Here is a 20,362-nt window from a genome sequence, read left to right as displayed (position 1 = left end):
CCCTACCCGAGCCCTCCATTGGTTTCCCGCAATCTGCAGAAGACTTCCGTACAGTTTATTTTATGAGAAACACAGATGTTTTTAACGAAAGTAAAAGTTGTTTTATGACAAATATAGGTGTTTGAGACTCCTGCACGTTGTGATTGATGAGAAACAGGATAACACAAGGCTATGTAACTTCAATAGAAGTATATAGGATTAATACATTTTATATATATTTAATATTTGCACAATGCTTAAATTTATCGAATTCTTAACAGAAATAAAACCAAACACTAAATCTTAACATCATTGAAAACAAAATTATTATTCCTTTTACTTTTGAGCTCATTGTCAATTCATGCACAAACACTTCATTTTAAAAATCTTGCCAATATGTCTGCAGGCAGAGGTGCCACAGCCAGTGTCATCGTGAATGATGATATCTATGTAAGCAATGGGTATCAGGAAAAAGCTAGTGATGCAAAATATGTTGAAAAATATAATATGACCAATAACAGCTGGAGTATTTTCAATTCTACGCTGCTTCCCAAAAGATTTGCTAATTCGGAGACTTACGATAATAAAATTTATATTTTTAACGGTTGGGGAAACAGCCATCTTGAAATTGTAGACCTTGCCAGCAATACAATAACGAAAGGGACTGTTAATCGTTCCTATACAGGAAATTCAGGTTCAGCAATCCATAATGGCAGAATATATGTATTTGGGGGCAGCGGATTAAATGGTGCTGCAACCACCGTATTTTCTAATAAATTCCAATACTATGATATCGCTTCAGATACCTGGAATCCGTTACCCAATATGCCCACAGCCAGAGAAGCAAAAGGCAAAATTGTTAATGATAAACTTTATGTCATTGGTGGTTTTAACGGGACCCCTTCCCGTCTGATCAATGTTTACGACCTCAACACTAATCGTTGGATCGATAAGTACACAATGCCTGTTGGTATATCCGGACACGCATTAGCTGTATCCGGTCATAAGATTTTTATTGTAGGCGGTTTTAATAATCAATCTTTTCTGGCCTATTTTGATACAACAACCCATAAATTACATCAGTTATCATCCAATATGATTCCCAGAAGACACGCCGCAGCGGAAGTATACAACAATAAATTATACATCATCGGCGGAAGTACAACGTCTCTCACCAGCTCAGCCATTAAAAGCATACAAGTGGCAGATATTAGCGAAAGTGTACTTTCTGCAAATGGCAACTAATGAAGATCAAATATCTAAAACAAAGGCCTATACCAATGCATCTGGAGTTTCAGCTCCCAAACTATTTTAAAGAGAATGAATAAATATCTTTCCAGTTTCATAAAGCCTCCGTACTTTGTGCAATAGAATCATTCTTTATAAATATACTCTCAAAACTTCGTTTATTTAATACAACTAACCATCATGTTTAAGACTCCGGACATCCCCACTGACAATCTGTACAAATTCATATCCATCTTTGGATTGGCCATTTTCGCACTAGCTATTTATATTTTCGTAAATAATCAACAATCCTTTGAGAACAGCATTGTAAACAGTAATATAAATCATTCAAAAATTCTTTTGGAAAAATCTCAGAATGATTCGAAAAGAATAATTCTGGACGAGAAAATTGAAATGCTTCGAATAAAAATAAAAATCAATTATGGCATAGAAAATACCTTAAAAATAACTGAACCGGAGTATTCCAAAATAAATAACAAAGAGGATTTTGAACGAGATTATGAAAAACTGAAAGAATTTGAATTGGATAATTTACTATTGGGTGACAAAGCCTTTCACACCGAGAATAATCTGAAGAAAAATCACGAAAATATTAAGGTATATACATTCATCCCTATACTCATATTATTATTGATAGGGTGTGGATTGATGGTTGCTGGATTTTCACTATGGTATAATAAGACACAAAAATATTACGATAAGCAAATCAGACGATAAAAAATTATGTCAAATAAGATGAACCCCGCTGACGCGAGCATCCTGCTCCTGTCCAATTCATTCAAAACAACTCAGTAATTTCAAATAATACAAAACCGCCAGTTCTTAATGGCGGTTTTTTTACGCCAAATTTTTCCGGAATAAAAATTACACAAATGGGTAATTGACCCGGTACAAAACATATTTTACTTTTACAATAAAAGCAGCCTGCAATATTATTGTAAAACTAAAAACCAATTACATATCATGGACAATTTAGAAATCAGCTCTAACCCTTTTGAGCTTCAAACCCAAAACTTCTTACCATCTGAAGACAGATTGCACATTTACGGAAATCATACATTATGCATTACTGATCACAAGGCTTACAAAAAAAGTCTTACAGAAATTTTTGTTAATGCCTCAGAAGGTTTCATTCCTCTTTGGGAGGAAAACGTCACTTTAAACTGGAGGTTTGACAAATCAATGGATACTTTTTTTGCAAAACCTGAGCTGGCTAAAGAAGGAATAAGAAAACTCTTTAGTGATGCAATTTTATCATGGGAAGATGCCTGTCCTGTGAAGTTTTCTGAGAATGATGATCTTTGGGACTTTGAAATTACAGTTTTACCCGACAGGTGTAATGGAAGCAGTTGCGTTTTAGCATCTGCCTTTTTCCCGAAGCAAGGTCAGGACACTTTGGTTATATACCCTAAATTATTTACTCAATCCTATAAAGAACAGGTAGAGACAATTATTCATGAAATGGGTCACATTTTTGGACTTAGGCATTTTTTTGCGCAAATTGAAGAGAAAGAATGGAGAAGTGAAGCTTTCGGAAAAAACGATGATCCCTTCAGTATTATGAATTACGGTGATAAATCAACTTTAACAGTTAGGGACAAATCTGATCTTAAAGAACTATATCGCTTGGTATGGAGTAAGAAAATCACTCAAATAAACAGAACTCCAATAAAACTGTTTAAGCCCTATCATGTGAAACAGTAGAATTATTAAGCATGTAAAATTTTGCAATAACACTAAACCGCTCTTTTTTAAGGGCGGTTTTTATTCAGTAAAATATTATATTGTATAAAATTTCAATACCATCTAATTTTGAAATTAAAGGTAGACCATGGTTGATTTAGATTACGTTCAAAAACTCATTGAAAAAGAAATAGGCCCCGACTTTGAAGTTCGTCAATATTTTGATACAAAAGACATGATCATATTCTTTTGGAAACATAAAACATATGATACTGATGATGAGAGAGGTCATTTGATTGGTTGCAGGCCAGTCATCTACGATAAACTTAAAGATGAGTACAGGGTTATGGGATCTGCAGAATGGTTCAGTGAAGAAATCTGTCAACTTTCCGAAACAGACGAAAGCAAAGAAAGTATACGAGATCACAATTATCTAATGAGTTTATTTGATCAAGGAGAAGAAGAAAAAGAAGATATCGCTTATACAAAATCACTAATTGAAAAAATTAAAACAAATATTCTTCGCCGGAATTATGTAAATACTGATGACGTTGATCGATTATCAATATTAACCGGTCTAAGAAGAATAAATAACGAATGCGATCTGAGTATAAAACCTGAATGGAAATTTGAAAAACACATTGTAATTGTTTCAAACAATAATGTGGCAAAAGAAAAATTAATTGGTATTTGGAAGGAAATTAATTTTAATTATAAAACCTTAAACCAAACAGAGTTGTTATTATTTAAAAACAATAAACTAATAACGGACAATACACAATAATTAATATGAACCCAAGCGAAAAAGAACGCAGAAAGCAGCTCCGGAATGAACTGAGAAAAAAGCAGGACGAAGAATTTGAAAACAGCCTTCCCATGGACAGAAACGTTTTTGAAAAATTGTTTGACGATCTTGATCATCAATTGGGAAAAATGGACTGTGATGATACCAATACATTAACAGCAGCGTTTTTGAAGAAAAATAAAATCCTGAATATGGAACATGTTTTAAGTTGGCTCGCTGAAAACGGAGGATATTGTGACTGTGAGATTTTAGCGAATGTTGAAGAGAAATTTGAACATTAAAATATCTTCAAAGCAAAAAAGAGCACAATCAAAGCTTAATACCAAACACAATTAATATATGAGTAAAGAAATTATTTCAAAAACAATTGGATCTTTGAAACAGGATGAAAGCTTTTCCGATTGGTGGAAAAGTACTGAGATTGAAATTCCGTTCATGGATAATGAAAAGCTAACTATCACATTCATGGACTTTGAACCTGAGCACGATACTGCTTTTATTGAAGAAGCTGATCAGGCGCTGGAAAATTTCCTGAAACTTACCGTTGATGACAGAAACTCAATCTCTGAGCTTGCTTACAAAAACTGCATGGACTTTTTAGAAGCTGTAGGATATGACGAAGATGATGAACCTTTATGGAAGATTAAAAATCCTCAGGAGATCTGGAATTTTGTCCAGCCGACTGAAATTTATGTCTCCAGGCGACAGAGAAGAGATGAAAATATTTACGTTCAAATTGTCTGCGAATGTGACTGGGAGCAGGAACACGGACTTCAGTTTGTTTTCAGACAGGGAAAGCAGTTAACCAGGATAAGCAGCCAGGACGGTCATATAACAGAAGCAGATGCGTACGATACACCTGACAGTGAAGATGAATTACTGTCAAAATTTAATTAGCGGATAACCTTAAAATAGTACATCAATCATCTGAAAACACGTTATGGGATTATTCAATAAGAAAATAATAATTTTGGGAGTTTTGTTCTCCATTTCAATATCTTTTAAAATTGGAGCTCAGGATTTTTTACAAAAACTTGATACAGAATTTTGTAATTGTTTATCTGGAAAAACAAATTACACTGATGAAACATTTAATACTTGTTCTTCTGAAGTAATGTCAAAACTTAAGAAAGATCTTGAAAACTATCATAAAACTATTGGCTATAAAAATAAAGATGATTTTATGAAAGATTTTATGGTCAGGTTAATAAATAATTGTGAGCCTTTCTTTATGCACATGACTGATTTAAAAAAAATAGGGATGGACAAGTTCAGAAATGATTATAAAGAAATAACTATTGATTCTTTAAAAAAGAAATTTAATGATACGAAACTTTTAATTGATTATCAGGAAATGGCAAATTGGTATTTTGCCAATAACAAAACTGAAGAAGCTGAAAAGATGTACAAAGAAATTCTCAGAAATGAACCCGATCAAATGGAAGCTACTTATATGTTAGGATTACTTTATGATGAATTAGGAAAATACCAAGAAGCAAAAGTTTTGTATGATAAAGTATATAACAACACAGGAAATATACAGTATAAGTTATATTCAGAAATGGATTTGAAAAGAACAAAATAAAGTTCGTAAAATGCCTTCTATTTGTATTAACACAATCATCAATCAGTGGACAAGTGAAAATATAAAACTTAGCCCGCCTGCAACTACAGAATCCATTAAAACAACTGAAGAAATTATTGATTTTCAGTTTCCTGATGATTGTAAAGAATTTTATTTAAAAATGGACGGTTTTGCAGATTAGGACTGGACAAAAAATATGTTTTCCATGTGGCCGCTGGCAAGAATTCTGGAAGAATATCATAACGAAAATGATAAGAGCTTCATTGTATTTGCAGACTATTTGATCAATTCACATCATATTGGATTTGTAAAAGGGAAAAAAGGAGTTTTTAAAAATAGCGGTGCGGCAACTGAATTAATCGCAGATACTTTTTCTGAAGCTATATTTCTTATAAATTTGGATGCTGATATTCTGTATTGATATAAATATTTCTAATTTTGAAAATACCAATCAGGGACGAGCGAGACTCCCACCAGCAAAAACTTGAAAAAATAAACATCCACTTTTAATCAACTCTCCTATCCCATCATGAAAAAAGCCTTTGAATTCCTTACCCAGCTACAAAAAAACAACACCCGTGAATGGTTTACCCAGCACAAACCGGAATTTGATTCCATTGTAAAAGACAACAAAGTTTTTTTCACCCAGATTTATAACGAACTTCAGGAATATGATCAGTTAAAAGGCATCCATATTTTCAGGATCTACAGGGATGTCCGCTTTTCCAAGGACCCTACGCCGTATAAAAACAATTTCGGGGTTGGCTATTCCCGCTCAAAACCGATGCTGAGAGGAGGATATTATATTCATCTGGAACCCGGTAACAGTTTTGTAGGCGGCGGATTCTGGGCACCTGATGCCAAAGATTTACTTCGTATCCGTAAAGAATTTGAACTTAATACAACAGAAATTGATAAAATTACTTCTGACCCCACCTTTGTAAAATACTTTGAAGAGCTCAAAGGAGATGGCGTAAAAACAGCGCCCAGAGGTTTTGATAAAGACCATCCTGCCATTGATTTAATCCGGAAGAAACAATTTGTCGTAATGCGCAAATTCACAGATAAGGAAGTTTTCGCGCCAGGTTTCCAAAAAGAAGCCGTGTTAACTTTACTGGCCATGCGCCCTTTCTTTGATTATATGAGTGAAGTGCTGACCACGGATTTAAATGGGGAGGCTTTATATTAATTCTCAAGGTTTTAGTTGACTATCCTTAATAAAACTAACCATGAAAAAAATAATCTTAATAAGTATCACTATTTTAGTTATTATTTTCTTTAACTATCCTGTTTTTGATAGTACAGAAATATCTTATCTGATTATTTTTCTCTGCTTTATTGCTATCGTTTTTTCAATAGCAAAAATCTATTTCCAAAATGATACAGATAATTATGAATCGGTTGAAAAAGAAATGGATCATTTACTTGAAGATGACGGAATATTTCAATTTGCGGATAATGGCTTTTACATTAAACAAAAAAATTCAACTGAATTTGTAAAATGGGAAGAAATTGCTTCAGTATATTCTTACAGCATACCTGTTTTAGATCATACGAGGCAAACCGGTCTGGAAATTATTACCGATAAAAAAAATTATGAGCTTGACAGTAATCTCACACCCGGAATTGAAAAATTAACAGATAAGCTTTACCATCATCTTCCTACCTGGGAATTAAATAACCAGACGATTAAGGTTAATAATTTTGGGCTTAAAAAAACTAAATTGTATGTTCGCGAAGATTATTCTTCTTAAAGTACAGCTAGTATGAAGTAAAAAATCAATAAATTTACAGAACACAACCATCTGATAACCAGATATCAAAATGACCATTCAGCAGCTATATTATTTTGTTAAAGACTGGCGGAAACTGTTTTTCTTTCTGGCCTGCGGTCTTGCTGTATTGATGATGGTGAACATTTATTTAGATTATGTATTTACCCGACTACAAAGCAGTTCTTTTTATTTCTCAGAATCACTTCTTTTTAGTTCTTTCTGGCTTCTGTTTGCACCATTGCTGTGTGTTCAGTTTTATCTGATTCAAAAAACAAAAAAGCTTTCCTCTGGCTTTTTGATCGTTAGTTCAGCTATTGTCGTACATTTGATAGCCTACCCTTTTTTCATATGGTTGCTTTCAAAAACCATGTATGATCACATTTTTCCTTATGAACAGACTTTTAGCTTCGGAATAACAGCTTACCTGATTAAAACCGTACTTATCTACAGTTTGTCTTTTATCATATTTAGCATTTCAAAGAATAAAATACAGACTTATCTACCGGTTTCTGAAGAAACGACAAAACAGAATACCATAACTTCGATGGTGGTATCGGACGTGAATCATAAAAAAATAATCATAGAAGTCTGTGATGTTTTATATTTTTCTGCAAATCCGCCCTACATCAATATTCATCACCGATCCAAAAAATATCTTCACAATGACACTTTAAAATCATTGGAAACACAATTAAACAGTGATCAGTTTGTCCGGATTCACAAATCTCATATGGTGAATATTCATCACATCATTTCTTACCAATCCCGACAAAATGGGGATTATGATATTACACTTTCAGACGATACAGTCCTGAGAGTTAGCCGCAACTATGCAAAAGATTTCAGATCAAAACTGGAAAACCTTCATCTTACCTCAAAATAAACTCATCTTAGCATATTCAATTTGAAAATCAATGATTTATGTGATAAACTTTGCAAAAAGTTTTAAACTATGAAAACATTGATTGTATACATCATAATGCTGATTCCTTGTTTAGGATTCGTAAGCTGCAACGGACAGACCTCCGAAAAAGAAGTAAATACCAAAATGGTCGGCGGTGGCTGCGACGGCTGTGAAATCATGTACGTGGGAATGCCCAAAGAAATTCGTTCCGAAGATACAAGCCCCGGCTGGAATGAAAAAGGTCAGAAATTAATCGTCTCAGGAACTGTATTTCAACGTAACGGAAAAACACCTGCACCCAATGTTATTATCTATTACTGGCAAACCGACAATAACGGTTATTATTCCCCAAAAAAAGGAATGGATAAACGGGCAGAACGTCACGGGCATATCCGCGGATGGGTAAAAACAGATGCGGCAGGAAAATATACGATTAAAACAATACGGCCCGCACCTTATCCTGATCAAACACTTCCTGCACACATTCACCTCTCCGTAAAAGAACCTGATGTTGCCAATGAATATTACACTGATGAAATTAATTTTGAAGATGATCAACTTCTTATTCCCTATTTCAAAAAATATCCTCAGGAAAACCGTGGCGGAAGCGGTATTGTAAATCCTTTGACTAAAGGTAATATTCAGATAACAAAGCACAATATTATTCTTGGCCTTAACATTCCCGGCTATCCTAAAAAATAATCTGAATCCTATTTTTTGTAGTGATCTGAAAATAATATACATTTGCATTTATAATGAAATGAACATTCATTTAATTATAATCAATTGATAATAAGAAATATGCGAAACCGGGATCTTAACAAAGAAAACAATATAAAAGAGAAAGCTATTGAAATCATTGTAAAAGATGGATTGGATGGCTTTACGATCAATAAACTGGCGAAAGCCTGTAATATCTCTGTAGGGACGCCTTATGTGTATTATAAAGATAAAGATGATCTCATCCTGAAACTGGTTATTGAAGAAGGAAACAAAATGGAAGCTGAAATCAATGAGGGGTTCGATCCGGCTTCTGCTTTCGAAGAAGGAATGCGTGTACAATGGACGAACAGATACCAATATGCCCTCAAAAATCCTCTGGTGCTGCCCTTCTTTGAACAGATTAACAATTCTCATTACAGCCAGCTGTTTATTAAAATGTTTAATGAAAAGCCGGGAACGTTTATGAGCGAATTCAAAAACAATCTTTTACATTTTATCTCCAATGCAGTGCAGCGTGGAGAAATTGATGAATTGCCATTTGAAATTTTCTGGTCCATTGCTTTTGCTCCCCTACACAACTTATTGCGCTTTCATCAGCAGGGAAGAAATATCAACGGATTACCTTTTGTTCTGACAGACGAAATGGTATGGGTGACCTTCAACAAAGTCTGCAAAGCACTAAAAAAATAAAGAACAGAATAATCAATACGTACAATGATACACTCATTTTTAATGATCGGCCAATCCAATATGGCAGGTCGCGGGTTTCTTAACCAAGTCCCTCCTATTTATGACGAAAAGATTAAAATGCTGAGAAACGGAAGATGGCAGATGATGACAGAACCGGTTAATGATGACCGTTCCACTTCCGGGATCAGTCTGGCGGCTAGTTTTGCTTCTTCATGGCGTTTATTCCTTAATCAGAAAGATGATATTGCATTAATTCCGTGTGCGGATGGCGGTACAAGTCTGGATGACTGGTCGGTGGAAGGTCCATTATTTCAAAATGCCGTCCTACAGGCAAAAGCTGCACAAAAAATCAGCGTTTTGAGTGGAATTCTGTGGCATCAGGGAGAAAGTGACAGCAACGGAAAAAAGCATCTGACTTATAAAGAAAAGCTCGCTATCATTATAAAAACTTTGAGGGAAGAATTGAATGCTCCGGACCTTCCGGTCATCATTGGAGGATTAGGAGATTTTTTACAGGACGGTATCTACTGTCAGTATTTTAATGAACATCATGAAGTGAATGCAGCACTGATCCAATTTGCAAAAGATCATCATCACTGTTATTTTGTATCTGCTAAAGGCTTAACGGCTAATCCTGACAAGATTCACTTCAATGCTGTTTCCCAGAGAAAATTCGGAATCAGATATTTTAAAGCATTCCAGCAAAAAACTGATATTTTGGAAGCATTACCGGATGAGGATCAGATCATAGAAACGATTCATCAGAAGCCATTGACAAAAAATGAACAATACGAATTACTTCAGTATCAATGGGCGATGGGAACTATAGCTGCAGATGAATTTCAGACTCAGTTAGCAAAACTTACCTGATACGGGATGCGGGGTTGAGAGTCGTAGGGTTAGAGTGTTGGAGAGTTGGAGCGTTTCGGGATGCGTATTTCCGGGGCTTGAAGGACTTGAGTGGCAGGATAGTCAAATAATATTCTTAATATCAGTCTGAAATCTAACATCTTGCCTCTTGGTTCTTGGCTCTTGATTCTTGACTCTTAAATTTACATTTCACTTGCGAAGCAAAATTCACCATTCACCATTCAAAATTCAAAATTCAATCAGTATTTTACTTATTTTTATAACACCAAACTCATAAAAACAAAATATTATCATGAATTTAAAAACATTAATCACGCACACTGTTCAGTACAACCATTGGGTTGTGAGTAAGTATATCGACTGGCTTTCTACAAAGTCCGATGAACAGCTTAATCAGGAGGTTATTTCCAGTTTCCCGACGATCTTAACGACTCTGCACCATATCTGGCAGACCCAGGAATACTGGTGGAGTTATATTGGAGAAAATAGTGATTTTGATTTTGGACGAATCTCAGCTGCCGTGAGCAAAGATGAAATTTTTAACGGCATAAAAGACAATTCAAGGAAGTTAATGGAATATGTGGAAGGCCTGTCTGAAGAAGATCTAGCCCAAAATGTGAAGGTTGAATCTCCATGGTTCCAGTGTGATTTTTCCAAATATGAATACATCCAGCATGTTGTGGTTCACGGAGCTTATCACAGAGGGCAGATTGTTACTATGGGAAGAAATGTAGGGATCACAGATGCTCCTATGACGGATTATAATTTCTGGAATGTCTTCAAAGATTCGGAAGTGAAATCTGAGGCTTAGCAGAAAACTATCGGCCTGTTGAAAATGCTAAACAAAATAAAAAATGACTGATTTCGAAATTTGGGAAAATGAATTAAAAATAATCTGGGATCAATTGGGAACACTTTCCAATGATGCGTTTATTGAGAAAATAAAGGTACACACAAGTAAGATTTCGGATAATCAACCTGCCATCTCAAATTTTGAAAAAGCCTGCGCCTATGATTCAACAGGTTTTGAAAAAAGTGCAGAACCGCTTTACAGATCAGCTTTAGAGTCAGGACTTACAGGATTACGAAGGAGAAGAGCAAGAATACAGCTGGCCAGCACTTTGCGGAATAACGGGAAAATACATGAAAGCATTCAGATTCTCAGGGAAGAAAAAGAAAATTATTCCGATGAACTGGATGATGCCGTCAATGCTTTTCTCGCACTGTCACTTTCTTCTATGGATTGTGATAAGGAGGCTTTATCTTTGGTTCTTCAAGCATTGTCTGCTCATTTGCCGAGGTATAATAAATCGGTATATAATTATTCGAAGAAACTTTTACCATAAAAATCCTTGCATTAATTCATGAAAATATTTTACGTATTATTTATTGCCTTTTCTTTTGTTTGCAGAGGACAGTCGGAAATTAAACCATCGTATATAATTTCTGACAAAAACATTAAGCTTCAAAAGCTTGAGAAGACAGATGATATTTTGTTGTTTTACCTTTCAACGGTACAATACCTGGGAAAAGCACAACCTTTGATAGAATTAAATTATACCGATGATTACGGGTATAACCCAATTCTCAAAAATAATTATGAACGCCCTACGGATATCATGAATAGACGGTACAAGGATGATTACGAAAATGTCAGAATCTTTGTAGATATTAACCAGACAACACCATTGAGCTACACTTTAACTGATTATACAAAAATAACAGAAGAAGAATTTGAAGCTGAATTGGACAGAATAGATGCTGGTCAAAAACCCACCAGAGAAATTCCCAATGTAACAACTTATTATGACGGATTTCCCGTTACCATTTATAATAAAGAAAATAAAGATATTATAATTGGATTTGGAAATCACATCCCCCTGGAACTGGAAGCTCTGGACAAAGACAACAACTGGGTTAAGATCTATGATTACAGAAGATACACATGCGGCACTGGAATTCAATACATTATACTAAAGCCGGAACAGATAATAACTGTTTTTCAGCCAAGGCTAAACGGAAATATCAAAACCCTCTTCAGATACCGTTTGAAAAATGTAATTTCTAATGAATTTGAAGGAAATATCGACGAAAAATATTTCAAAAACTGATGAAGCCGATGTTTTTTGTTTTATTGGGTGTATTCTTACTTTCCTGCGAAAGCGATAAAGAAAGGCTGGCCAAAATCGAAAAAGAATGTTCTGCTAAAACCCAAATTGACGGGTTTAATATTTCTTTCTTCGGATATTTTCCAAAAGAGGCAGATTCTATTCATATCAAAATAAAAAGAGGCGATCAGATCATTAAAGAGTACAGCGATAAAATCCCTGAAACCATTTCCGATTCTTTAAGGCATCTGAGAAATTATTCCTTGAAAAATGATATTCTGCTGACGGATACCGTGTTTGTAAGCATCAAAAACGAACCTGTTAAAAAGATTTATGACTTCAAATATCTTGTCAGGCCTCATTACACGATGATGAATAAAGACTGGGGCTGTGATTTCTATGAACTCAGCATTGACAGTAAAAAAAGCACTGGCGCTTCTGTGGATTTTATGAACAGCAACTGGAAAATCCTTGAAAGAAAAAATTTCAAAGATTATTATCATTTTTGACTGTATTAACCCGTTAAAATACTCCTTGTTTTACTTTTTTAAATGAAATGCCTTTGTTTATCCTTATTAAAGAGCATTTTATTAAAAAACTTGGTCTAGCCTTGCGATTATTAAACCCAAGAAAATACCATAATTTAAAAATGTACTATCCAGTCATTTTACATCAATACATTTTACTTTTTTTACAAATTAGCCCGCTCTCAGATATCCCATTCTGTTTCTTTTTGTAATTTAACACTCCGGAAACGGTTTCCGTCACACCAAACATCACATTATGAAAACCCACGGCTATGTAAAAACAAAGCTTTGTCTCCTGCTATGCTGTATATCGTTTCTGATCAATTCCTGTTCAGAACCGGCGCCTGCATCTCAAATCAAAGATATTTCAGATATCAAAGCTGAAATTGAAGTATTCCAAAGTTTAACAGATGAGAATGACAATACTGTTTCTGTGATCCTGTATGATAAAAAAGGAAAGGAATTCGGAAACGACTCCGTGAAGATATCCGTCAATGGTAAAAAAGCAGAATACCGGATTATGCAGCAGCTTTATTACAGTAAAAACTACGATTACCGCACCGAAGATGTTCCTCCGAAAAACGGCAGTTATGAACTTCAGATTCAGCTGGCTAACGGGAAAAAATTCTTTCTCGGCAATATTCCTTCATTAAAACACAGCAGTTCCAGGAATATCATCTATAAAGAAGAAGCTCCCCTGAACCAGGATTATTCCATACAATGGTCAGGTCTTCAGGATGTCAACGTTCTGTATCTCTCCAGAAGTGTTAAAGTTCATACCAAAGAAGAAAATAATATAGAAACCTTTGTAGAACAGGCTGCAGATACCATAAAGATTGGTCCGGCCGGAAGCTATACCGTAAAAAAAGAAAATTTCTCCAAACCCGGCGAAAGATTGAGCATCATGAGTTTTGAGTTCACGGCAGAGAAAACGGGAACAGTCAATCCTAAGCTCTTAAAAGGAAGCAGCAGTAAAATCAGCGGCTATCATGAGGAACGGGTGAATTTCAAATAATACATTAAACTATTTAACAATATGCAAAACACTAAAATCCAGGAAGAATGGTTCTCAAAAGGGGAACAGTATGCTACAGAAATTAATGAAATGGTAGATTTCGGTGAAAAAAACGGCTGGGAAAACTGGAAAGGTAAAGAACCTGAGGATAAAAGAGCTCATCTTGCTGAAGGCGTTTTTAATCTGTTGAAAGCAGCCAACCAGAACGGAGATGTGGAAAACTTCAGGGTATTTTTTCCACCGGCCCATACGCCTATGATCCCGCTTTTTGAAAACAGATCTCAAAGTATTGAGCAGCTTCAGTTTATTTCAGATCAGAAGATTGTTTTCATGACCGGAACTTCTTATGAAAAAAGACAGGCGTATCTGCTGGATCATGATCAGGTGACTCCACTTGACGAAAATATTCAGGCCGTTGGAAAATCCAGACAGAATAATGTTTTTGCCATAGCAACTCCCGGTAAAATATCAACGTATCAAGGCTGGGAAGGAAAACTCATCAATGAATTTGAATTGAACCAAACAGTAGAATTAGGAATTACAGAACTGATCCCTTTCAATGATGGAAGCAAAGTTCTTCTCGTCACTTCATTCGGAATCTATCTGATCTCCCAAAAAGAAGAAAAGCTGATTCATCCCCTCAATGAAGATAATGAGGAAGACTGGACCCCGGACATTGATATGGAAAACGCTGCCCTTTCCAATGATAATTCCTACATTGTAGTGGGAGATCAAAGCTATGATCACAGGATTTTAGATCCGGAAGGAAATACTTTAGGCTCGATCGGCGCACAGTCCTCATACCCGCATTTTTGCCTGTTCGCTAAAGATGACAGCCAGCTCATCACCAATTCCTGTCATTTCTACAACGGGATCACTATAGGAATCAATTCTGATCAGTTCGTAGGTGCGGATATCGAAGCGTATACAGAAAGTGATGACTATACCATTATTGATGAAGAAATGAGAGTGTACGCAGGCACAGCTGCACAAGATTATTACATTTTGGGCGATGCTTACGGATATATCAAGGCTTTTGACAAAAACGGGAATAAGCTCTGGAGATACTTTTTAGGATCCACCATTTCCGGAATGACCCTTTCGGAGGATGGGGAAACACTTTGGGCCGCCGCACATTCAGGTATTTTACACAAATTAAAATTAAACAAAGGGCTCAGAGATACCCATACCATAGGCAGCGGAAATCATTATGAGGAATTCAGGCTGCTGATCTGGAAAGACGAACCCCAAATATGGAAATGGTAAATTTTATCAGTATAAAACGTTCTGTCTTCAGAACGTTTTTCTGTATTTTTACAGATACTAAACCATGTTATTCTACAATTTATGAGGAAAATAATTCTGGATCTGGCTGTCACTTTAGACGGGTTTATCGAAGGTCCCAATGGAGAAACCGACTGGTGCATCATGGATGGCGATATGAATTTCACAGGATTTCTGGACAGCATCGACACTATTCTGTACGGAAGGGTAAGCTATGATGCCTGGGGAACTTATCAGCCGGAAGACCATGCAGCCCCGGAAGAAACAGAATTCTGGAAAACCATTCACTCAAAAAATAAATATGTTTTTTCAGGACAGCCCAGAAAAGATCCCGGAGCCGTATTTATCAGTTCCGGTATTGCTGGAAAAATAAGTGAAATAAAAGAACAACCGGGAAAAGACATCTGGCTGTACGGCGGAGCAGGTCTTATTAAAACCTTTATTACGCTCGATCTTATTGATGTATACCGGATTTCAGTTCATCCCGTTGCTTTGGGCAGCGGAAAACCTTTGTTTGAAGATCTTAAAGAAAGGCTGAAACTGAAGCTTATCACCACAAATGTATTCAGATCAGGAGTCGTTCAGCTGATCTACGAACCGGAAAATAAATAAACCAAACCACAGAAATAATAAACATGGAAAAATACACACAGTCCTCAGACGGACAGAAAATACATTATCAACAAAACGGCCACGGAAATACTGCCCTGCTGTTTGTACACGGATGGCTCGGCAATGCAGAATGGTGGAATCACCAGTTGGAATATTTCAAAGACCGCTATCAGATTGTACAGATGGATCTTGCAGGACACGGCCAGTCTGACACTTCCAGAAAAAAATGGACCAGTGAATTATATGCAGATGATATCAAAGCAGTAGCCTCTCAGATTGATTCCAAAGAAATTATTCTTGTAGGCCATTCTATGTCAGGAGCATATGTATTGGAGGCTGCTTTAAAAATTTCCAATCTGAAAGCACTTATTCTGATAGACACGGTAAAAGATCTGGATGAAACCTATACAGAAGAACAGGTGGAAGAATTTCTGTTCGTGCATTACCGCAGTGATTTTAAAAATGCAGTTGAAAATATTCTTCCCCAATATCTTTTTGCAGAAAAAACACCGGCCGATGTAAGACAAAAAATCCAGAACGAATTCCTTCAAAATACCTCGGAAACAGCCATTGACCTGCTGGAACCTTTGTATAAAACAGATTTCAGAGAGGCTGCATCCAAAGTGACGGTTCCGGTAAGAGCCATCAATTCTGATAATTCTCCGACTAACATTGAGAATAACAGAAAGTATTTAAAAGATTATAATTATACTGAAATTGCAGGTACAGGCCACTACCCTATGCTTGAAAATCCAGAAGAATTCAACCGGATTCTTGAAAATATTCTTCAGGAACTGAACTCGTCTTCAAATTAATTTCTATGAATAACACCAGAGTCTATGCCATGGCTTTTGCCAGCGTGTATCCGCATTACATTCAGAAAGCCGAAAAGAAAGGCCGTACCAAATCCGAAGTTCATGAAATTATATTCTGGTTAACGGGATATGATGAAAAAAGTCTGGAAGAAATTTTAGAAAACAGAACAGATTTTAAAACATTTTTTGAGCAGGCTCCTCGCATCAATCCCAATGTTTCACTCATCAAAGGCGTCATCTGCGGATATCGTGTGGAAGATATTGAAGAGGAACTGATGAGAAATATCCGGTATCTGGACAAACTTATTGATGAATTGGCGAAAGGAAAAAAGATGGAGAAAATACTGAGAACATAAAAATTCCGATCTATAATTGATATATTAAAACCGCTCATGATGAGCGGTTTTAATATTTTATGAGCATACATATTATTTGATCTGTTCCAGATATCGGCTTATTGAAAAATCAACGGCTTTTTTACCATTTCCAAGGATATAGGTTCCAAAAGCACCAAACACAGAATCGTACCTCAAAGGATCCAGAGATTCTTTTGCGTACTGAATAGCTTCCGGCGGCAAAGGAATATAATTGGGATAACTGTACATAAAAGTCACTGTTTTCCGGTCCGAACTTACCAGCGGCATATCTCCTGTAAGCAGCTGCCCGCCATGATCAGGATTATACAAAACGGCAGCACCATCAAAATGTCCTGCACACAATACCAGCTTCATCCCGTCCCAGAGCTCTTTTTCTCTACCTGTCCAAAACTCAACAGCCTCTCCTTTACGCTGTACCCATTTTTCATCCGAATGATGAATGTAGATAGGCACATCACCAAAAGCTTTACTCCATTCCATCATCGTTGAATAATAATGAGGATGAGAGATCGCAATCGCTTTTATACCTCCTAGTTTTTTGACAATATCAATAGTCGTTGCATCCAGATTTGCAATGCAGTCCCACAATATATTCCCGCCGGGGCTTATCACCAGATGAGCGTGCTGCCCGATTCCAAAACGTGGACTTGTATAAATAGCATACATGTTCGGGGCTACTTTTTCTATAATATTTTTATGCGTTGTATTGATGGCAGCCAGCGAAGTCCATTGCTGACCATCTGCATTCACATATTGTCTTGAATCTTCGCAAACCGGACAATGTTTCTGAGTTGCAGATTCATATTGAACGCCGCAGGTAGCACAAATAGGATGTATTGTATTCATTTCCTGATTTTTGTATAATGAAGCTGTAAAGGATCCCGGAATGGTAAGAGCTAAAGCCGCATACGTATTTTGCTTGATCCATTTTCTTCGGTTAATTTTTGTCATTGTTCTTATTTTTATGTAAAATTATACCGGAAATAAATCCCGTAAAATGGATAAATTGTATCATCTCTTGTACATTTCGACATGAAATCAAAAATTCCCACTTACCCGCTGAATAAGAGTTTTTCAAAATTTGAAGAACACAGCAGAAACATCATTATTGCAGATTTTGATGACCGCTTCAGGATTTTCGACCGCCAGTTCCCTCACCGGCACACTTATTATGAAATATTCTTATTGCAGGACAGCTCAGGTGTTCATCATATTGATTTCGAAGCTTATCCTTTTTCAGGACCTGTGATATTTCTGACTGCTCCGGAACAGGTTCATCAGCTGATCAGGAAAAAAGGCGGGCACGGCTTTGCCATACAGTTTGAAGATGATTTCTTTAATAATGACAATGGAACAGATTCAAGGTTGTACTCTTACTTTCTTTTCGATCATTTTCAGACCCATCCGGTAATTCCTGTCAACGAAGCTGAATGGGATAAATTAAAAACCCTGGTAGATCTTGCTTTGCAGGAATACAAAAACAATCTTTCAGGAACCTCATCTCTGATTTCTGCCTACGTAAAAATCATTCTGATGGAAATTCTCCGTATCCGGAAACAGCATTTTCAGGAGCAGGAAATCCAGACAGGCACACAGCATCAGCATCTTCTGCATTTTAAACGGCTGTTGAATGAGCAGTACACTACTCATCATGAAGTTCAGGATTATGCAGAACAGCTACGGATTACTCCACGGCAGCTGAACAGCCTGGTGAAACAGTTTCTGAACAAGTCTGCATCTCAGGTTATCAAAGAACGTCTTTTGCTTGAAGCCAAGCGTCTTCTGGCTGTTAACAGTTTGAGTATTAAAGAAGCCGGATATGAACTGGGGTTTGAAGATCCTGCTTACTTTTCACGCTTTTTTAAACAGGGAACAGGGATGACTGCCGCAGAATTTAAAAAATCTGTCCAAAATACAGGATAACAGATACATCATCATCCCTGATAATCTTTTTTCATTGATAAATCCTCTCAAAAATCCCTTCCCCAATTCAAAAAACTTCCCGAAATTTGCTGCCTGTGCGTTAAACTATAATCAATGAAATAAAATTTTAAATCAGAACATACAGTAAAACTTAGTGTAAGTTTTCTTCGGGGCAGGGTGAAATTCCCTACCGGCGGTTACAGTCCGCGACTCCTTTCTTCTGAAGGGACTGATTTGGTGAAATTCCAAAACCGACAGTTAAAGTCTGGATGGGAGAAGAAAATGAAACGGTCAGTAAGATTCCTTACGGGCTTATTGTGCCGTATTTCATTTCCATGTACCGAAGACTATTTTAACTTTTAAAAGTAAAATAACATGGAAAAATTATTAGAACAATTTGGAGCGACCTCCACAGAACGTGTAGAACAAGCACTTCTAAAACTACAACAGGGAAAAGGAATTCTTTTAGTAGATGATGAAAACCGCGAAAACGAAGGCGATATCATCTTTCCCGCATCCACTATTACAGAAAAAGACATGGCACTTCTGATCCGCGAATGCAGCGGAATCGTTTGTCTGTGCATTTCGGAAGAGAAAAGCAAACATCTCAATCTGCGTCCCATGGTGGAAACCAACAATTCAAAAAATCAAACCGCATTTACGATTTCAATAGAAGCCAAAGAGGGTGTAGAATCCGGAGTTTCTGCGAAAGACCGTGTCACGACCATCAGAACAGCCGTGTCAGAACATGCAGAAGCTGCTCATATTGCAAGTCCCGGACATGTTTTCCCGCTGATTGCTAAAAAAGGAGGCGTTTTCGAAAGACGCGGCCATACGGAAGGCAGTGTGGATCTTGTGAAAATGGCCAATCTGGGTGATGATGCCGTACTCTGCGAACTGACCAATGAAGACGGCTCTATGGCCAGACTTCCGGAAATCGTGGAGTTTGCCATTCAAAAAGAGATGTGTGTGGTAACTATTGAAGATATTCACGCTTACCGTACCATCATGAGTAACTAAAAAATTTATAGATAACGCACAGAATAGCCGCCCGGGAATACCGGGCGGTTATTTTATTAAAAAGATGTATTGAATTGCAAGCTGAGGATCTGACTTTCCTTATGAAGATTTCTTTAACGCAAAGAAAAAATTGAAACTTCCATATTTGAGTAAGCAAAGAGGAATCAATCTTTGATTGATTTGATTAAGCTAACTGGAAATTTATAGTAAAAATTCGCGCAGATTTTGCAGATCATGCAGATTCTTTAAAGTGCAACCCAATAAATTTCATTACTATTCAAGCTTCATAAGAGTCAACTTGTTGACGAAAACCTTTGTCCTTAAAATCAAAAGCCCTTTTCAGACAACTTTGTGATAAAAACATATTGAATCAATCATCTGTGTTATCAGTGAAATCCGCGGGAACTAAATGAATATCT

At 36.4% G+C, this 20,362-nt stretch carries 27 protein-coding genes and 1 riboswitch; of the genes, 26 read left to right on the top strand and 1 reads right to left on the bottom strand.

The genetic code is table 11. From position 1 onward, the window contains the following. The first annotated feature begins 291 nt into the window (after window positions 1-291). From JET18_RS01420 to JET18_RS01305, 24 genes are all read left to right on the top strand, one after another. Window positions 292-1,224, top strand: coding sequence for a Kelch repeat-containing protein (locus JET18_RS01420; protein ID WP_202088719.1), 933 nt, complete (start codon window positions 292-294; stop codon window positions 1,222-1,224). A 183-nt stretch (window positions 1,225-1,407) separates the two neighbouring features. Further along, window positions 1,408-1,944, top strand: coding sequence for a hypothetical protein (locus JET18_RS01415; RefSeq protein WP_202088717.1), 537 nt, complete (start codon window positions 1,408-1,410; stop codon window positions 1,942-1,944). A 246-nt stretch (window positions 1,945-2,190) separates the two neighbouring features. Further along, complete coding sequence (locus JET18_RS01410; RefSeq protein WP_202088716.1) at window positions 2,191-2,931, top strand: matrixin family metalloprotease; 741 nt, start codon at window positions 2,191-2,193, stop codon at window positions 2,929-2,931. Window positions 2,932-3,058: 127 nt separating this feature from the next. Then, on the top strand, window positions 3,059-3,694 hold the full coding sequence (locus JET18_RS01405) for a hypothetical protein (RefSeq protein ID WP_202088708.1): 636 nt from the start codon (window positions 3,059-3,061) through the stop codon (window positions 3,692-3,694). 5 nt (window positions 3,695-3,699) lie between these two features. Beyond that, on the top strand, window positions 3,700-3,996 hold the full coding sequence (locus JET18_RS01400) for a DUF2695 domain-containing protein (RefSeq protein WP_202088706.1): 297 nt from the start codon (window positions 3,700-3,702) through the stop codon (window positions 3,994-3,996). A 58-nt stretch (window positions 3,997-4,054) separates the two neighbouring features. Beyond that, a complete protein-coding gene (locus JET18_RS01395) occupies window positions 4,055-4,612 on the top strand; it encodes a DUF6985 domain-containing protein (protein ID WP_202088704.1) in 558 nt (185 codons plus the stop codon). Between the two features lie 43 nt (window positions 4,613-4,655). Next, on the top strand, window positions 4,656-5,300 hold the full coding sequence (locus tag JET18_RS01390; protein WP_202088702.1) for a tetratricopeptide repeat protein: 645 nt from the start codon (window positions 4,656-4,658) through the stop codon (window positions 5,298-5,300). A gap of 10 nt (window positions 5,301-5,310) precedes the next feature. Further along, the gene (locus JET18_RS01385; RefSeq protein ID WP_202088700.1) at window positions 5,311-5,481 is read left to right on the top strand and encodes an SMI1/KNR4 family protein; all 171 of its coding nucleotides are present in this window, start codon (window positions 5,311-5,313) and stop codon (window positions 5,479-5,481) included. A gap of 15 nt (window positions 5,482-5,496) precedes the next feature. Continuing rightward, the gene (locus JET18_RS01380) at window positions 5,497-5,721 is read left to right on the top strand and encodes a hypothetical protein (protein WP_202088698.1); all 225 of its coding nucleotides are present in this window, start codon (window positions 5,497-5,499) and stop codon (window positions 5,719-5,721) included. A gap of 108 nt (window positions 5,722-5,829) precedes the next feature. After that, window positions 5,830-6,489, top strand: a complete 660-nt coding sequence (locus tag JET18_RS01375; protein WP_202088696.1) for a DUF2461 domain-containing protein — start codon at window positions 5,830-5,832, stop codon at window positions 6,487-6,489. 40 nt (window positions 6,490-6,529) lie between these two features. Then, a complete protein-coding gene (locus JET18_RS01370; protein WP_202088694.1) occupies window positions 6,530-7,054 on the top strand; it encodes a hypothetical protein in 525 nt (174 codons plus the stop codon). Between the two features lie 70 nt (window positions 7,055-7,124). Next, window positions 7,125-7,958, top strand: coding sequence for a LytR/AlgR family response regulator transcription factor (locus JET18_RS01365; protein ID WP_202088692.1), 834 nt, complete (start codon window positions 7,125-7,127; stop codon window positions 7,956-7,958). A gap of 69 nt (window positions 7,959-8,027) precedes the next feature. Further along, the gene (locus JET18_RS01360; protein WP_202088690.1) at window positions 8,028-8,681 is read left to right on the top strand and encodes a dioxygenase family protein; all 654 of its coding nucleotides are present in this window, start codon (window positions 8,028-8,030) and stop codon (window positions 8,679-8,681) included. A 99-nt stretch (window positions 8,682-8,780) separates the two neighbouring features. Further along, complete coding sequence (locus tag JET18_RS01355; protein ID WP_202088688.1) at window positions 8,781-9,392, top strand: TetR/AcrR family transcriptional regulator; 612 nt, start codon at window positions 8,781-8,783, stop codon at window positions 9,390-9,392. 24 nt (window positions 9,393-9,416) lie between these two features. Continuing rightward, a complete protein-coding gene (locus tag JET18_RS01350) occupies window positions 9,417-10,262 on the top strand; it encodes a sialate O-acetylesterase (protein WP_202088686.1) in 846 nt (281 codons plus the stop codon). Between the two features lie 292 nt (window positions 10,263-10,554). Continuing rightward, window positions 10,555-11,073: a DinB family protein gene (locus JET18_RS01345; RefSeq protein WP_202088684.1), complete on the top strand. Its 519-nt coding sequence runs from the start codon at window positions 10,555-10,557 to the stop codon at window positions 11,071-11,073. A gap of 43 nt (window positions 11,074-11,116) precedes the next feature. Further along, window positions 11,117-11,608 carry a tetratricopeptide repeat protein gene (locus JET18_RS01340; RefSeq protein ID WP_202088682.1) on the top strand — a complete coding sequence of 164 codons (492 nt, stop codon included), beginning with the start codon at window positions 11,117-11,119 and terminating at the stop codon, window positions 11,606-11,608. 18 nt (window positions 11,609-11,626) lie between these two features. Beyond that, the gene (locus JET18_RS01335) at window positions 11,627-12,373 is read left to right on the top strand and encodes a hypothetical protein (protein WP_202088680.1); all 747 of its coding nucleotides are present in this window, start codon (window positions 11,627-11,629) and stop codon (window positions 12,371-12,373) included. Next, entirely contained in the window at window positions 12,373-12,879 is a 507-nt protein-coding gene (locus JET18_RS01330; RefSeq protein WP_202088678.1) for a hypothetical protein, read from the top strand. Before JET18_RS01335 ends, JET18_RS01330 begins: the two co-directional genes overlap by 1 nt. A gap of 274 nt (window positions 12,880-13,153) precedes the next feature. After that, complete coding sequence (locus tag JET18_RS01325; protein WP_202088676.1) at window positions 13,154-13,912, top strand: hypothetical protein; 759 nt, start codon at window positions 13,154-13,156, stop codon at window positions 13,910-13,912. A 21-nt stretch (window positions 13,913-13,933) separates the two neighbouring features. Continuing rightward, entirely contained in the window at window positions 13,934-15,178 is a 1,245-nt protein-coding gene (locus tag JET18_RS01320; RefSeq protein WP_202088675.1) for a hypothetical protein, read from the top strand. 81 nt (window positions 15,179-15,259) lie between these two features. Next, on the top strand, window positions 15,260-15,808 hold the full coding sequence (locus JET18_RS01315; protein WP_202088673.1) for a dihydrofolate reductase family protein: 549 nt from the start codon (window positions 15,260-15,262) through the stop codon (window positions 15,806-15,808). Between the two features lie 23 nt (window positions 15,809-15,831). Then, a complete protein-coding gene (locus tag JET18_RS01310; protein ID WP_202088671.1) occupies window positions 15,832-16,623 on the top strand; it encodes an alpha/beta fold hydrolase in 792 nt (263 codons plus the stop codon). Window positions 16,624-16,628: 5 nt separating this feature from the next. After that, window positions 16,629-16,979, top strand: a complete 351-nt coding sequence (locus tag JET18_RS01305) for a DUF2200 domain-containing protein (RefSeq protein ID WP_202088669.1) — start codon at window positions 16,629-16,631, stop codon at window positions 16,977-16,979. Between the two features lie 72 nt (window positions 16,980-17,051). Here JET18_RS01305 and JET18_RS01300 read toward each other — a convergent pair whose 3' ends face one another. Further along, a complete protein-coding gene (locus JET18_RS01300; RefSeq protein WP_202088667.1) occupies window positions 17,052-17,951 on the bottom strand; it encodes an MBL fold metallo-hydrolase in 900 nt (299 codons plus the stop codon). 81 nt (window positions 17,952-18,032) lie between these two features. On the opposite strand from JET18_RS01300, the gene JET18_RS01295 reads away from it, so the two are divergent. Together JET18_RS01295 and ribB are read left to right on the top strand one after the other, a co-directional pair. Further along, entirely contained in the window at window positions 18,033-18,923 is an 891-nt protein-coding gene (locus JET18_RS01295; protein ID WP_202088665.1) for a helix-turn-helix domain-containing protein, read from the top strand. A gap of 159 nt (window positions 18,924-19,082) precedes the next feature. Beyond that, window positions 19,083-19,208, top strand: a riboswitch (FMN riboswitch). Between the two features lie 90 nt (window positions 19,209-19,298). Further along, window positions 19,299-19,943: a 3,4-dihydroxy-2-butanone-4-phosphate synthase gene (gene ribB / locus JET18_RS01290; protein ID WP_202088663.1), complete on the top strand. Its 645-nt coding sequence runs from the start codon at window positions 19,299-19,301 to the stop codon at window positions 19,941-19,943. Window positions 19,944-20,362 lie beyond the last annotated feature (419 nt).

The organism is Chryseobacterium endalhagicum, assembly GCF_016745235.1.
Taxonomy (GTDB): domain Bacteria; phylum Bacteroidota; class Bacteroidia; order Flavobacteriales; family Weeksellaceae; genus Chryseobacterium; species Chryseobacterium endalhagicum.
The sequence above is the reverse complement of the archived record's forward strand: the minus strand, read 5'-3'. Positions and strand labels throughout refer to the sequence as shown.